General features: G+C 68.5%; 11 protein-coding genes. 7 read left to right on the forward strand and 4 right to left on the reverse strand.

Annotated features, from left to right (window positions below; all coding sequences use genetic code 11):
- Nucleotides 1-15: 15 nt before the first annotated feature.
- From H1Q64_RS19400 to H1Q64_RS19410, 3 genes are all read right to left on the reverse strand, one after another.
- Nucleotides 16-516 (reverse strand): chemotaxis protein CheW, encoded by a 501-nt coding sequence (locus H1Q64_RS19400; RefSeq protein ID WP_014198311.1) that lies wholly within the window; start codon nt 514-516, stop codon nt 16-18.
- The gene (locus H1Q64_RS19405) at nt 513-3,281 is read right to left on the reverse strand and encodes a chemotaxis protein CheW (protein WP_237905213.1); all 2,769 of its coding nucleotides are present in this window, start codon (nt 3,279-3,281) and stop codon (nt 513-515) included. The genes H1Q64_RS19400 and H1Q64_RS19405 overlap by 4 nt, the downstream gene beginning before the upstream one ends.
- Nucleotides 3,282-3,612: 331 nt before the next feature.
- Entirely contained in the window at nt 3,613-4,257 is a 645-nt protein-coding gene (locus tag H1Q64_RS19410) for a histidine phosphotransferase family protein (RefSeq protein ID WP_014198308.1), read from the reverse strand.
- Nucleotides 4,258-4,488: 231 nt separating this feature from the next.
- Between H1Q64_RS19410 and H1Q64_RS19415 the strand changes: the two genes are divergently transcribed.
- The 4 genes from H1Q64_RS19415 to H1Q64_RS19430 all read left to right on the forward strand — a co-directional run bounded on the left by H1Q64_RS19415 (nt 4,489) and on the right by H1Q64_RS19430 (nt 8,806).
- On the forward strand, nt 4,489-4,671 hold the full coding sequence (locus H1Q64_RS19415) for a DUF3553 domain-containing protein (RefSeq protein ID WP_014198307.1): 183 nt from the start codon (nt 4,489-4,491) through the stop codon (nt 4,669-4,671).
- The gene (locus H1Q64_RS19420) at nt 4,668-5,054 is read left to right on the forward strand and encodes a c-type cytochrome (protein ID WP_237905214.1); all 387 of its coding nucleotides are present in this window, start codon (nt 4,668-4,670) and stop codon (nt 5,052-5,054) included. Before H1Q64_RS19415 ends, H1Q64_RS19420 begins: the two co-directional genes overlap by 4 nt.
- Nucleotides 5,055-5,159: 105 nt before the next feature.
- Complete coding sequence (locus H1Q64_RS19425) at nt 5,160-7,580, forward strand: penicillin acylase family protein (RefSeq protein ID WP_237905215.1); 2,421 nt, start codon at nt 5,160-5,162, stop codon at nt 7,578-7,580.
- Nucleotides 7,577-8,806 carry a threonine ammonia-lyase gene (locus H1Q64_RS19430; RefSeq protein WP_237905216.1) on the forward strand — a complete coding sequence of 410 codons (1,230 nt, stop codon included), beginning with the start codon at nt 7,577-7,579 and terminating at the stop codon, nt 8,804-8,806. Before H1Q64_RS19425 ends, H1Q64_RS19430 begins: the two co-directional genes overlap by 4 nt.
- A 12-nt stretch (nt 8,807-8,818) precedes the next feature.
- On the opposite strand, the gene H1Q64_RS19435 is transcribed toward H1Q64_RS19430, so the two are convergent.
- Nucleotides 8,819-9,298: a flavin reductase family protein gene (locus H1Q64_RS19435; RefSeq protein WP_149165158.1), complete on the reverse strand. Its 480-nt coding sequence runs from the start codon at nt 9,296-9,298 to the stop codon at nt 8,819-8,821.
- Nucleotides 9,299-9,543: 245 nt separating this feature from the next.
- Between H1Q64_RS19435 and H1Q64_RS19440 the strand changes: the two genes are divergently transcribed.
- From H1Q64_RS19440 to H1Q64_RS19450, 3 genes are all read left to right on the forward strand, one after another.
- Nucleotides 9,544-10,605: a flagellar motor protein MotB gene (locus tag H1Q64_RS19440; protein ID WP_237905217.1), complete on the forward strand. Its 1,062-nt coding sequence runs from the start codon at nt 9,544-9,546 to the stop codon at nt 10,603-10,605.
- A gap of 231 nt (nt 10,606-10,836) precedes the next feature.
- Complete coding sequence (locus H1Q64_RS19445; protein WP_237905218.1) at nt 10,837-12,288, forward strand: circularly permuted type 2 ATP-grasp protein; 1,452 nt, start codon at nt 10,837-10,839, stop codon at nt 12,286-12,288.
- Nucleotides 12,285-13,262, forward strand: a complete 978-nt coding sequence (locus H1Q64_RS19450; RefSeq protein ID WP_237905219.1) for an alpha-E domain-containing protein — start codon at nt 12,285-12,287, stop codon at nt 13,260-13,262. The genes H1Q64_RS19445 and H1Q64_RS19450 overlap by 4 nt, the downstream gene beginning before the upstream one ends.
- Nucleotides 13,263-13,296: the final 34 nt, after the last annotated feature.

The following is a 13,296-nucleotide window of genomic DNA, read 5'->3' on the forward strand; positions in this document are numbered from 1 at the left end:
GACCGGGGTTTCGCCTCAGGCCGCTTCCATCGTGGTGAAGTTCAGCAGACGCGGCACGTCCAGGACCACCATGAGCTGACCGTTCAGGCGATAGATGCCCGTGGACACCTCGCGCCAGCGCGGGTCGAGGGTGGCCGGGTTGCGCTCGAAGTCATCGTTGGAGAGGCTCAGCACCTCCCCCACCGAATCGACCATCAGGCTGTAGAGTTCGCCGCGCAGGTCCACCACGATGGACATGCCCGGCTTGTCCTTCGGACGCGAGGTCAGGCCGAGCCGCAGGCGCACGTCGATGGCGGTGACGATGCGCCCGCGCAGGTTCAGCGAGCCGGCGACCTCCGGCGGGGCCAGCGGGATGCGGGTGATCCGCTGGTGCCCCAGCACGTCCTGGACCTGCAGGACCGGGATGCCGAACAGCTGGTCGGCGATCGTCATGGTCACATAGTCCTGGCTGCCACCGGAGGTGATCTCGTCGCCCTTGGACTTCTTGGTCGTGGCGGGCAGCTTGGCGTTGCTCATGCGGCACCTTTCTGCTCGGACAGGGTCTGCTGCAGCGCGTACAGCAGAGCGTCACGGTCGAACTTGGCGACATAATCGGTGAACCCGGCCTGACGGCCGCGGTCGAGGTCGCGCGGGGAAGCGTGGCTGGACAGGGCGACCATCGGCGTGCCGCTCCAGCGGGTGCCGCCCTGGCGGACCGCCTCGGCGAAGTCGAAGCCGCTCATCCCCGGCATCTCGATGTCGGAGACGATGACGTCGAAGTCCTCGCCCGCCTCGCAGAGCGCCAGCGCCTCGTTGGCGTTCTCCACCGCGGTGACGTCGTAGCCGGCGACCGACAGCAGCGGGGTCAGCAGGTTGCGGAAGAAGGGGCTGTCGTCGACCAGCAGCACGCGCTGGAGCGCCCTCTCCTCCTCGTACGCATCGGTCGAGGACGAGCCGAACCAATCCTTGTAGGCCTGGGTCAGGAAGAAGCCGGCGTCGAGCACGTCGGTCGCCTTGCCGGCGATGATCGCCGAACCCATCAGGCCCGGACGGTCGGCGGTGAGCTGCACCACCAGACGCTCCTCCACGATATCGACGATCTCGTCGACGATCAGGCCCATCGACCGGTCGCCGTCGGCGAAGACCAGAACCGGCTGGCGGCCTTCCTGGCCGATCATGAAGCCCGGATCGATCGGCACCAGCGGCATCAGCTTGCCGCGGTACTGGACCACCGGCATGCCGTTGGACGATTCGACGCTGGCGAGGTCGACATCCTCCAGGCGGGCGACCAGCGACAGCGGCACCGCCTTCGGCGCGCCGGCCCCGGCACGGAACAGCAGGAGGGCCATCTTGTCCTCCTGGCGGGTCGCCTGGACGGAGGTCGCCTCCTTCGACGCGGTCTCGCCCATGGCCATCTCGCCGGTGGCCGACGCGATGCCGTTGGGGTCGAGGATCATGATGACCGAGCCGTCGCCGAGGATGGTGTTGCCCGAGAACATCTCGATGTGGCGCAGGATCGGCGCCACCGGCTTCACCACGATTTCCTCGGTGTCGAACACCCGGTCGACCATGATGCCGAAGGTGTAGGTGCCGACCTGCGTGACCACGATGAAGGTCTCGTCGGTCTTCTTCTCGCCACCCTCCTGGTCGTCCAGCCGCAGCAGCTCCTGCAGCGAGACCAGCGGCAGCAGGCGGTTGCGCAGGCGCAGGACCGGCGTGCCCTTCAACCGCTCGATGGTGTGCTCGCTGTCGGCGGCGGCGCGCACCAGCTCGACCACGCTGATCTGCGGGATGGCGAAGCGCTCGCCGGCGCACTCCACGATCAGGGCGGAGACGATGGCCAGCGTCAGCGGGATCTTGATGACGAAGGTCGAGCCCTTGCCCTGCTGGGACTTGATCTCGATCGTGCCGCCGATCTTCTCGATGTTGGTCTTGACCACGTCCATGCCGACGCCGCGGCCCGACACGTTGGTGACCTTCGCCGCGGTCGAGAAGCCGGGCTTCATGATGAACTGGATGATCTGCTGGTCGGACATCGCCGCCAGCTCGCCTTCCGAGGCCATCCCGTTCTGGATCGCCTTCTGCTTGATGCGGTCGATCGCCAGGCCCTTACCGTCGTCCTGGATCTCGATGATGATGTGGCCGCCCTCGTGATAGGCGTTCAGCGTGATGCGGCCGGTCTCCGACTTGCCCGAACGCAGACGGTCGGCGGGCACCTCCAGGCCGTGGTCGGCGGAGTTGCGCACCATGTGCGTCAGCGGGTCCTTGATCAGCTCCAGCACCTGACGGTCCAGCTCGGTGTCGGCGCCGAGCATCTGGAGATCGATCTTCTTGCCCAGTTCGTGCGACAGGTCGCGCACCAGACGCGGCAGCTTGGCCCAGGCGTTGCCGATGGGCTGCATGCGCGTCTTCATGACGCCTTCCTGCAGCTCGGACGTCACATGGTTCAGGCGCTGCAGCGGGGCGGCGAACTCGCTCTCCTTCTGCGACCGCAGGATCTGGAGGAGCTGGTTGCGGGTCAGCACCAGCTCCGACACCATGGTCATCAGGTTTTCGAGCAGGTCCACGTTGACACGGATGGTCTGCGCGGCGACCGCCGATTCCTTGGTCGCGGCCTCGCCGCCCGCACCGGCGCCGGACGCGGCCTCCGCGGCGGGAGCGGGCATCTTGGCGGCGGCGGGGACCGGATCGGGGTCCGGCACCACCAGATCGTGCGAGGGGGCGGGCTCTTCCGCCGGCTCCGCGGCGACCGGGGCCAGCGCGGTGCTGGTCGGGCCGGGGGTGGCGTTCCAGATCGCCTCAAGCTCGTCCAGCGTGAGGTTGCCCGAGGAGGAGACCGGAGCCACCTCCGCCGCCGCGACCGCGGGGGCCGGCGGGAGCTCGGGGGCTGTGGCGGGCTTGGCCGGCGCAGCGCCGGCGCCGAGCTTGCCTTCGGCGCACAGGTTCAGCCGCTCGATCAGCGGCAGATCGTCGCCCGGCGGCTCGGCCTCCGTCGCCTCCAGCACCGCCAGCAGGCTCTTGATGGTGTCCAGCGCCTGGAGGATCAGCGAGACCGCTTCCGGGTTGATGGTCAGTTCACCGTCGCGGAACTTGCCCAACACGTTTTCCGAGGCGTGCGCGACCTTTTCCAGGCGCGGCAGGCCGAGGAAGCCGCAGGTGCCCTTGATGGTGTGCACCAGACGGAAGATGTTCGACAGAAGTTCCGGATTGTTGGGATTCTGCTCCAGACGGACCAGTTCCACGTCGAGAACCGACAGGTTCTCGTTGGTTTCCGTCAGGAATTCGGAGAGCAGATCATCCATGTCGCGATCCCCACGCCCGCAATTGTATCCGTTTCCGGCCGGGCCGTCCGGAGGGCGGCGTGCGCGACGCCGCCGGTACGGGCCTTTCCAGCTACGGTGGGAGCCTGTCAAACACTGATTAAGAGAACCTTACCTCCTTCGATACCACTCTCGGGCTCCGCCGTCGTGCCGAGCTCACCGGCCAAAAGTCACAGCCCGAGCGGCCGGCGCTGGCGCGGCGGCCTATGACCGCCAAGCGCGCTCCACGCAGCCATGACGAAGTGCCGCGCACCGGACCGGCGGCGGTTTGAAACACGTCGATGCGCGGGTCACGCCCCCGGTGGGGGCCGCGTCACCACTCCACGGTGAAGACCAACCGGTCCGGCCCGGCCGGGGTGGCGGCGACGCGGTAGCCGTCGTCCTCCGCGAAGCGCCCGGTCATGTAGGCGTGGATGCTGCGCGGGGTCAGGTCGGCGGCGGCCACCGTGCCGGCCAGCGCCGCCGCGGACTCGTCCTTGAGGGCGCCGGGACGCCCGGCGGCGGTGATGGTGAAGCGCCCCGCCTGCTCGTCCCCCTCCGCCGCGACGGTGATGGTGCCGCCGTGGGTCAGCGCCTCGTCGGCCAGGATGATGACGTTGAGCAGCACCTTCGACGCGCCGCGCTTGAAGGCGAGCTGGTCGTTCGGCACCCCCGCCGGCCAGTCCAGCGTGGTGCGCCCGCCTTCCAGCAACCCCTGCGCGGAGGAGCGGGTGTCGCCAAAGCCCTTCTGCTCGCGCCCGGCAAGGCCGTAGGCCAACCGGAAGACGCGCAGCCGCCGGTCGGCCTGCCCGGAGGAATGCTCGATCAGCTTCACCGCCTCGCCCATAAAGCCCCCGGCGGGCTCGTCCTCCATCTCCTCGATCAGCTCCAACCCGTTGCGGATCGCTCCCACCGGGCTCACGAGGTCGTGGCAGATGCGGGAAGCGACAAGCTCGATCACGCGGATGTCAAGCGGCACGGGTGGTCTCCAGATCGTTGACGGCCGACCTCCGGCAAACCGGGTGGCGACCATGGCCGCAGCCCTGGGAACTTCCCCTGGCCGGGCGGCATTCTGTTGCATGCCGGTGCCCCATGGGGATGGCCGGCGGCGACGTTCGTTTGTATCATTCCAGGAGCGCGGATGCCGCCGCTTTTCCACGGTCATCCCGCGAAAGCGATAACCAATTCCGGCGGATGCAGGAGGCGCGGCATGGACGATTCATTGGTTCCCGGCGCCTGGGTGCGCCACCCCGCCCGCCCCGACTGGGGTCTGGGGCAGGTGCAGTCGGCCATCGGTGACCGCGTCACCGTGAATTTCGAGAACGCCGGGAAGCTGCTCATCAACACGTCGGTGGTCGCGCTGACCGTCACCGATCCGGACGACGCGCCGTGAATGGGAGATTGCCGCTGGCCGCCCTCCTCCTGCTGGCCGCCGGCAGCCCCGCGCTGGGCGACGACGCTCCCGATCCGGAGCGCGGCAAGACGCTGTTCCGCGCCTGCGCCTTCTGCCACACGCTCACTCCGGACGGCGGCAACCGCGCCGGCCCGACGCTGTGGCGGCTGTTCGGGCGCCCCGCCGGGGCGGTCGAGGGCTATCACTATTCCCCGGCGCTGAAGGGCAGCGGCATCGTCTGGGACGAGGTGGCGGTGGCCCGGCTGTTCGAGATCGGCCCCGATGTGATGACCCCCGGCAGCAAGATGCCGATGCAGACCATCACCAGCGCGGCCGACCGCCGGGATCTGGTCGCCTATCTGAGGGAAGCCACGGCGCCATAAGTCCGGGATCGCGGGCGGAAGCGATCGAGATCGGCGAGCATAGCCCCGGGCCGCCCCCATCCCCATCTCTGTCTGTTGAGCCCCCATTCAGAGCCCTGGCCCCAAATGATTCCCCGCGCCGTCCGCAAGCCCCTGGCCATGCTGGTCGCCGTTCTCGCCTTGGTGATCGCGGTGCCGGTGCTGGGGGCGGGCGGATTCCTGCTGTGGCTTCGCCAGCAGACCCCGGCCTACGAAGGCGCGGTCACCGTCCCGGGGATCGAGGGCCCGGTGGAGATCCTGCGCGACCGCAACGCCATCCCGCACATCTTCGCCGCCACCGAGCGGGACGCCTATTTCGCGCTCGGCTACGTCCACGCGCAGGACCGGCTGTGGCAGATGGAGACGATGCGGCGCGGCGCCGCCGGGCGTCTCGCCGAGCTGGTCGGCACGCGCTTCGGCGACTGGGCGCTGCGGCTCGACCGCTCCATGCGCACGCTGGGCGTCCACCGCCGGGCCGAGGAAGCCTATGAGGAGCTGTCGCCGGAAGCCCGCCTGGCCTTCGACGCCTACGCCGCCGGGGTGAACGCCTGGATGGAGACGCGCCCCGAAGCGCTGCCCATCGAGTTTCAGCTCCTGCGCCACACGCCGGAGCCCTGGCGGCCCGCCGACAGCCTCGTCTGGGGCAAGCTGATGGCGCTCCAGCTCTCCGGCGATTCGCGGGACGAGCTGTTCCGCGCCAGCGCCCTGAAAAGCCTGACGCCGGAGCAGATGCTTGACCTGTTCCCGGACTCGGACCCCACCGCCCCGGTGACCCTGGCGGCGGCGCTCGACGGCATGGACCTGCAGGGCGCGCTGGCCGCCTTGCCCGATCTCGGCTTCGACACAGCGTCCAACGAGTGGGCGCTGACCGGGGCGCGCAGCCCGACCGGCAAGCCGATCATCGCCAACGACCCCCATCTCGGGCTGGAGGCGCCGATCCTGTGGTATCTGGCGCGCATCGTGACACCGGAACACCGCATCGCCGGAGCGACCATCCCCGGCGTGCCGCTTCACATCCTGGGGCACAACGGGCGCGTCGCCTGGGGCTTTACCACCACCCACAGCGACACCCAGGACCTGTTCATCGAGAAGCTCGACCCTCAGGCCCCCGGCCGCTACCTGACGCCGGACGGCAGCGCGGCCTTCGGGACGCGCCAGGAGACGATCCGCATCGCCGGCCAGCCGGACGAGACGCTGACGGTGCGCGAGACGCGGCACGGCCCGGTGCTGTCCACGCCGGACGCCGCCGACGCCGCGCCGGAGGGCCATGTGCTGGCGCTGGCCTTCCCCGGCCTGACCGCCGCCGACACCACGGCGGAGGCGCTGTACCGCCTCAACCACGCCGCCGACGCCGCGGCGGTGCGCGAGGCGCTGTTCCTCCACGTCGCGCCGCAGCAGAACGTCGTCTATGCCGACACGGCGGGAACGCTGGGCTTCCTGTCGCCGGCGCTGGTCCCGGTGCGGCGCGGCGGCGACGGGCGCGTTCCGGTGCCGGGCTGGACCGGCGAATACGACTGGATCGGCTACATCCCCTTCGACGCGCTGCCCCAGGCGGTCGATCCGCCGTCGGGCCAGTTCGTCAACGCAAACAACGCGGTGGTCGGCCCCGGCTATCCCTACGCCCTGGCGACCGAATGGCCGGACCCCGCCCGCGCGGAGCGGATCATGCAAATGCTCGGCGACGGCCCGCACACGGTGGAGGAGGTCGCCGCCCAGCAGATGGACGAGCTGTCCCTGCCGGCGCGCGACCTGCTGCCCCTGATGCTGGAGCCGTTGCGCACCGTGCCCGATCTCAATGGACAGGCCCGCGCCGCGCTCGACCGTCTGGCCGGCTGGGACGGGCGGATGGACCGCGACCGGGCCGAGCCGCTGATCTTCTCCTGGTGGGAGCGGGAGCTGGTGCGCAGCATCTTCGCCGACGAGCTGGGACCGCTGTTCCAGAGCTATTGGGACCTGCGCCCCCGCGCCCTGCATCGCGTGCTGACCCAGGCGCCGCAGTGGTGCGACGACCGGACGACGCCGGCCCGCGAGGACTGCACCGCCATGCTGGCCGGAGCCTTGAAGACGGCGCTGGCGGAGATCGAGCGGCGCCACGGAGCGGACATGACCAACTGGCGCTGGGGGGCGGAGCACAAGGCCGCCCTGAACCACCGGCTGCTGGGCCAAGTGCCGCTGCTCGGCCAACTGTTCGACCTGTCCATCCCGACCGGCGGCGGCGCCTTCACCGTCAACCGCGGCACCACCCGCGTGCGCGACCCACAGGCCCCCTTCTCCCACGTCCATGGTCCGGGGCTGCGCGCGGTCTATGATCTGGCGGACCTCGGCAACTCCCGCTTCTCCATCGCCACCGGCCAGTCGGGCAACCCGCTGTCGCCCCATTGGGGGGATCTGGTGCAGGGCTGGCGCGACGGGGCGGGCCTGCGGCTGGCCGGCGACCGCGGCACGCTCGCCCGCGAGGGCGCCACGCTGCTGACGCTTTCCCCCACCCGTCCAGGGAGTTCTCAATGACCGAGCCAGCACCGACTCTAACCCTGGACGATGTCCGCGCCGCCGCCGCGCGGATCGCGGGCCACCTCCCCGTCACCCCCACCGAGGCATCGCCCCGCCTGTCCGAGATCACCGGCTGCTCGGTGGTCCTGAAGCTGGAGAACCAGCACCTCACCGGCTCCTTCAAGGAACGCGGGGCGCTCAACAAGCTGCTGTCGCTGGGCGAGGCGGACCGGCGGGCGGGGGTGATCGCCATGTCGGCGGGCAACCACGCCCAGGCGGTGGCCTGTCACGCCACGCGGCTGGGCATCCGCTCGGTCATCGTGATGCCCTCCTTCACCCCCTTCACCAAGGTGGAGCGCACGGAAAGCCTCGGCGCGCGGGTCGAACTGCACGGCGAGACGCTGAGCGACGCGGCGGCCTACGCCCAGGAGCTGGCGGCGCGCGAGGGGCTGACCTTCGTGCACCCCTACGACGACCCGCTGATCGCCGCCGGCCAGGGCACCGCCGCCCTGGAGCTGCTCGACGCCGCGCCGGACCTGGAGATGCTGGTGGTGCCGGTGGGCGGCGGCGGGCTGATCGGCGGCATGGCGGTGGCGGCCAAGGCGTTGAAGCCGGACATCGCGGTGATCGGGGTGGAGTGCGCCATGTTCCCGTCCATGCGACAGGCGTTGGCGGGGCAGCCCATCACCTGCGGCGGCGCCACCATCGCCGACGGCATCGCGGTGAAGGCCCCCGGCGCCGTCACCCTGCCGCTGGTCCGCCGGCATGTGGACGCGGTGGTGGAGGTGGGCGAGCCCCGGCTGGAGGAGGCCGTCTACCGCCTCGCCACCGTGCAGAAGCTGGTCGCCGAGGGGGCCGGGGCGGCGGGTCTGGCCGCGGTGCTGGACAATTCGGAGCGGTTCCGCGGCAAGCGGGTGGGCATCGTGGTGTCCGGCGGCAACATCGACGCGCGCATCCTGGCGCAGGTGCTGACGCGCGGGCTGGTCTACGAGGGGCGCATGGTGCGGCTGCGCATCGGCATCACCGACGCCCCTGGCGCGCTCGCCCGGGTGGCCCGCCTGCTCGGCGAGGCCGGGGCCAACATCGTGGAGGTGCACCACCAGCGCCTGTTCCACGACGTGCCGGTGCGCATGGCCGAGATCGACGTGGTGCTGGAAACCCGCGGACGCAGCCACGTCCAGCGCCTCGTCGCCCACATGGAGGAGGCGGGCTTTCCGACGGAGCTGATGACGGATATTTCCTGACCCGGACCCGGCTCAGGGAAGCTGCGCATAGGCGCCGCGGAAATAGAGCAGCGGCTTCCCGTCCTCGCTGCCGGACAGGCGGCGGACGCGGCCCACGATGATCACGTGGTCGCCGCCGTCATAGACATGCTCCCGGTCGCACTCCAGGCTGGCGAGACAGCCGGTGAGGATCGGAACGCCGCTGTCCCAGCGCTCGACACCCACCCCGTCCCAGCGCTCCTGCAGGTCGCGGCGCGAGAAGCGGTTGGACAGTTCCGCCTGCCCTTCGGCCAGGATGTTCACCGCGAAGGACGGCGCGGTGGTGAAGGCCTCGAAGGACATGGCCGCGCGGCCCAGGCAGAACTGCACCAGCGGCGGGTCGAGCGACACCGACGAGAAGGAATTGACGGTCACGCCGATCGGCTCGCCGTCCGGGGCGACGGTGGTGACCACGGCGATGCCGGTGGCGAAGCATCCGAGGGCATTGCGGAAGGCCCGAGAGTCGATGGTCATGGCGGCCTGTGTGGGCTCGTCGGTTATTGGGGCGAGGGTGCGACGGCGAAACAGCGGGATTATCCCAGCCGGACCCTCGGTGCAAGCCGCATCTGCCCCGGACCGTCCGGAAGCGGCGGCCTGCCGCGTGAGCCGGAAGCCGCCATCCATCGCATTAAATGGATCTTAAGGATGATGGCCCACCCTTCGGGCGTCCGCACTGGCCGCGAATTCCCGACCTCAAGGCCCCATTCAGCCAAGGCTTCATGTCAGCGAACCCGTCCGGCGGCGAACGGCCGATCATCATCAAGAAGAAGAAGGGTGGCCACGGCGGCCATCATGGCGGCGCGTGGAAAGTCGCCTATGCCGACTTCGTGACGGCGATGATGGCCTTCTTCCTGCTGCTGTGGCTGCTCAACGTCACCACGTCGGACCAGCGCAAGGGCATCGCGGACTATTTCTCGCCGACGTCGGTCAGCCGTGAAAGCTCCGGGTCCGGCGGCATGCTGGGCGGGCGCACCATCACCGCGCCGGGCGCCCAGATCTCTCCCTCGTCCCCGATGTCCGCCGACGTTCCGGTCTCCGGCCCGCCCGGCCATTCGACCCAGGAGGACGACGAGGCGAACGACCCGACCGACGCCGCTCCGCCGCCGCCCGCATCGACCGCCGAGCAGAAATCGAACGAGTCGCGGCTCGACTACCAGAAGCGACTGGAGGAGCAGGCCAAGCAACTCGGCATTCCTGGCCAGAAGCCGGGGGAACGGCTGTCCGACTTCGCGGAACGGGTGAAGGAAGGCGGCGAGAAGCTGCAGGACGCCCAGAAGGAGGCCCGCCAGTTCCAGCAGGCCGCCACCGAGATCCGTCAGGCCATCCAATCCGTGCCGGAGTTGGAGCCGCTGGCCCAGAACCTGATGATCGACCAGACGCCCGAGGGCCTGCGAATCCAGATCGTCGACCAGGACCGCGTCTCGATGTTCCCCGGCGGGTCGGGCCAGATGTACCCGCAGACCCGCCAGCTCGTCATGCAGGTGGCCAAGGCGCTCGCCAAGCTGCCCAACAAGCTGTCGATCAGCGGCCACACCGACGGCATCCCCTTCACCTCGGGGGCCGGGCGCGACAATTGGGACCTCTCCACCGAACGCGCCAACGCCACCCGCCGCGCCCTGATCGCCGGCGGCATCCCGGAGGAGCGCGTCCAAGACGTGATCGGCCGCGCCGACCGCGATCTGCTGGTGCCCGAGCAGCCGGGCAGTCCGCGCAACCGCCGCATCAGCATGGTGTTGCTGCGCGAAAGCAAGACCGCAGCCGCACCCGCCGCCACGAATTGATACCAAAGCTGATGCGGCGCTGGTACCAAGGCGTTAGTTCCTTGCCTTTGAACGTACCTCTTCTTGTTTTGTCGATGCGCCGCACAACGCGGGGAATGTTTGCCCTGTTCAAAAGGCGAAGCGATGGTTCATACTTCGCGGCAGACACCATTGCCATACGGCATCGGTCAATCAAGGGCGTTAGCTGCGGGGGAGTCTGTGAGCGTACCCGAAGGCAAGGCGAATGACCTTTTGACGAACTATGATCCCGGTCTTTACTACGACGAATTGTTCGGAGGCCGTGATTATCCAGCCGAGCACTCGGCGCTGATCCGGCAGAGACTTGCCGGTCTGAACTTCGGGGATCTGTTGCGGCGGTCGCAGGACGCCGAACGTGAACTGTACAATCTGGGCATCACCTTCCTCGTTTATTCGAACAAGGATGCGGTGGACCGGATTCTTCCCTTCGACATCATTCCCCGGGTCATCTCGGCCAAGGAATGGGCGCATCTGGAGGCGGGAATCACCCAGCGCGTCATGGCGCTGAACCTGTTCCTCCACGACATCTACCACGACCAGAAGATCCTGAAAGACGGGGTAATCCCTGCCGACCTCGTGCTGGGCAACGGCTGCTTCCGGCCGCAGATGGTCGGGCTGGACGTGCCGTTCGACACCTACATCCACATCATGGGCACGGATCTGGTCCGCGACCGCGAGGGGACCTTCCGCGTGCTGGAGGACAACGGGCGCGTGCCGTCCGGCGTATCCTACGTGGTCGAGAACCGCCACATGATGCAGCGCGTGTTCCCCGACCTGATGCAGGACATCGGCATCCGTCCGGTGGACAATTACGGACACAAGCTGCTCGACGCGATGATGGAGATCGCGCCGCAGGACGTGGCCGACCCGCAGGTCGTGCTGCTGTCGCCCGGCTCCTACAACTCCGCCTATTTCGAGCACATCTTCCTGGCGCGCGAGATGGGCGTGCCGCTGGTCGAGGGCCGCGATCTGGTGGTGGAGAACGACCGCGTCTACATGAAGACCACCAACGGTCTGGCGCGAGTCGATTCGATCTACCGCCGCATCGACGATGCCTTCCTCGACCCCAAGGCCTTCAACCCGGACAGCATGCTGGGCGTGCCGGGCATCATGGAGGCCTACCGCAAGGGCAACGTGGCGCTGGCCAACGCCATCGGCACCGGCGTGGCGGACGACAAGGCGATCTACTGCTACGTCCCGCGGATGATCAAATACTACCTGGACCAAGAGGCGATCATCCCCAACGTGGACACGCGCATCTGCCGCGAGGCCGACGCGCTGCAGTACACGCTGGACAACCTGGACAAGCTGGTGGTGAAGCCGGTCGGCGAGGCCGGCGGCTACGGCATCACCATCGGCCCGCGCGCCAGCAAGGAGGAGTTGGCGGATTGCCGGGCCAAGCTGCTGGCCGATCCGTCCAACTACATCAGCCAGCCGGTGGTCGACCTGTCGGTCTGCCCCACCGTGACCGACGACGGCATCGATCCCCGCCACGTCGACCTGCGCCCCTTCGCCATCACGGGCAAGAACACCTGGGTCCTGCCCGGCGGTCTGACCCGCGTGGCGTTGAAGAAGGGCACGCTGATCGTCAACTCGTCGCAGGGCGGCGGGTCCAAGGACACCTGGGTACTCCAGGATGGGTCACAGGAAGGGAGCGCGTCGTGAATCTGCTGGCCCGTTACGCCGAATGCATTTTCTGGATGGCGCGCTACATGGAGCGCGCCGAGAATCTCGCCCGGATCCTGGACGTGCATGAGACCTTCGCGCGCGACACGCGGGGGATGACCAACTGGTTCTCCATCGTCCAGCTCAACGCCGACGAGAAGGACTTCTTCAGCCGCCACGACCGCCCCACGGCGGAAGCGGTGGTCCATTACTACATGTTCGACACCCAGAACACGAACTCGCTGGTGTCCATGCTGCGCATGGCGCGGGAGAACGCCCGCGTCCTGCGCCCGTGGATCTCCACCGAAATGTGGACGCAGATCAACGTGTTCCACAACAAGCTGGTTGAGATGAACGGCAAGGACGTCGCCCTGTCCAACCTGTCCAAGGTCTGTACCTGGATCAAGGAGGAGTGCCAGACCCACACCGGCATCACCGAGGGCACCTTCTACCGCGACCAGGGCTGGTACTTCTACCAGCTCGGCAAGTACATCGAGCGGGCGGACCAGACCACCCGCCTGCTTGACATCAAGTACCACACGCTGCTGCCCTCCCCCGTGGTGGTCGGCTCCACGCTGGACATGAGCCAGTGGACGACGGTGCTGCGCTCCGCCGCCGGGTACCACGCCTTCCGGCGAGTCTACCCGCGCGGCATGTCGCCCACGACGGTCGCCGGCTTCATGATGTTCAACGAGGGATTCCCGCGATCCGTTGTGATGTGTGTGCGACAGATCGACGGCCTCTTGACCCGTTTGAAGTCCCGTTACACCCTGCGCAACGGCAGTGACGCGATGGAGAAGGTGGACGAGTTGCTCGGCGCGCTTTTGGCCCGCCCTATCGAGGAGGTGATCCAGCTCGGCCTGCACGAGTATCTGGACGGCGTGCAGGCCCAGCTCTGCGGGATCACCACCGAGATCGGACGCGCCTTCTTCGGCCAGGACACCGTCGTCATGACCCAGAGCCAATCCCAGTAACCTCTGTTCAGCATCCTCTTCCAGCCGCCGAACC

It is taken from the genome of Azospirillum brasilense, from assembly GCF_022023855.1.
In the GTDB taxonomy this organism is placed as follows: Bacteria; Pseudomonadota; Alphaproteobacteria; order Azospirillales; family Azospirillaceae; genus Azospirillum; species Azospirillum brasilense_F.

Excerpts from the sequence above, each read along its gene's own strand:
- H1Q64_RS19440 (WP_237905217.1), top strand. The coding sequence starts at position 9,544 with ATGTCAGCGAACCCGTCCGGCGGCGAACGGCCGATCATCATCAAGAAG.
- H1Q64_RS19400 (WP_014198311.1), bottom strand. The coding sequence starts at position 516 with ATGAGCAACGCCAAGCTGCCCGCCACGACCAAGAAGTCCAAGGGCGAC.
- H1Q64_RS19415 (WP_014198307.1), top strand. The coding sequence starts at position 4,489 with ATGGACGATTCATTGGTTCCCGGCGCCTGGGTGCGCCACCCCGCCCGC.
- H1Q64_RS19430 (WP_237905216.1), top strand. The coding sequence starts at position 7,577 with ATGACCGAGCCAGCACCGACTCTAACCCTGGACGATGTCCGCGCCGCC.
- H1Q64_RS19405 (WP_237905213.1), bottom strand. The coding sequence starts at position 3,281 with ATGGATGATCTGCTCTCCGAATTCCTGACGGAAACCAACGAGAACCTG.
- H1Q64_RS19425 (WP_237905215.1), top strand. The coding sequence starts at position 5,160 with ATGATTCCCCGCGCCGTCCGCAAGCCCCTGGCCATGCTGGTCGCCGTT.
- H1Q64_RS19435 (WP_149165158.1), bottom strand. The coding sequence starts at position 9,298 with ATGACCATCGACTCTCGGGCCTTCCGCAATGCCCTCGGATGCTTCGCC.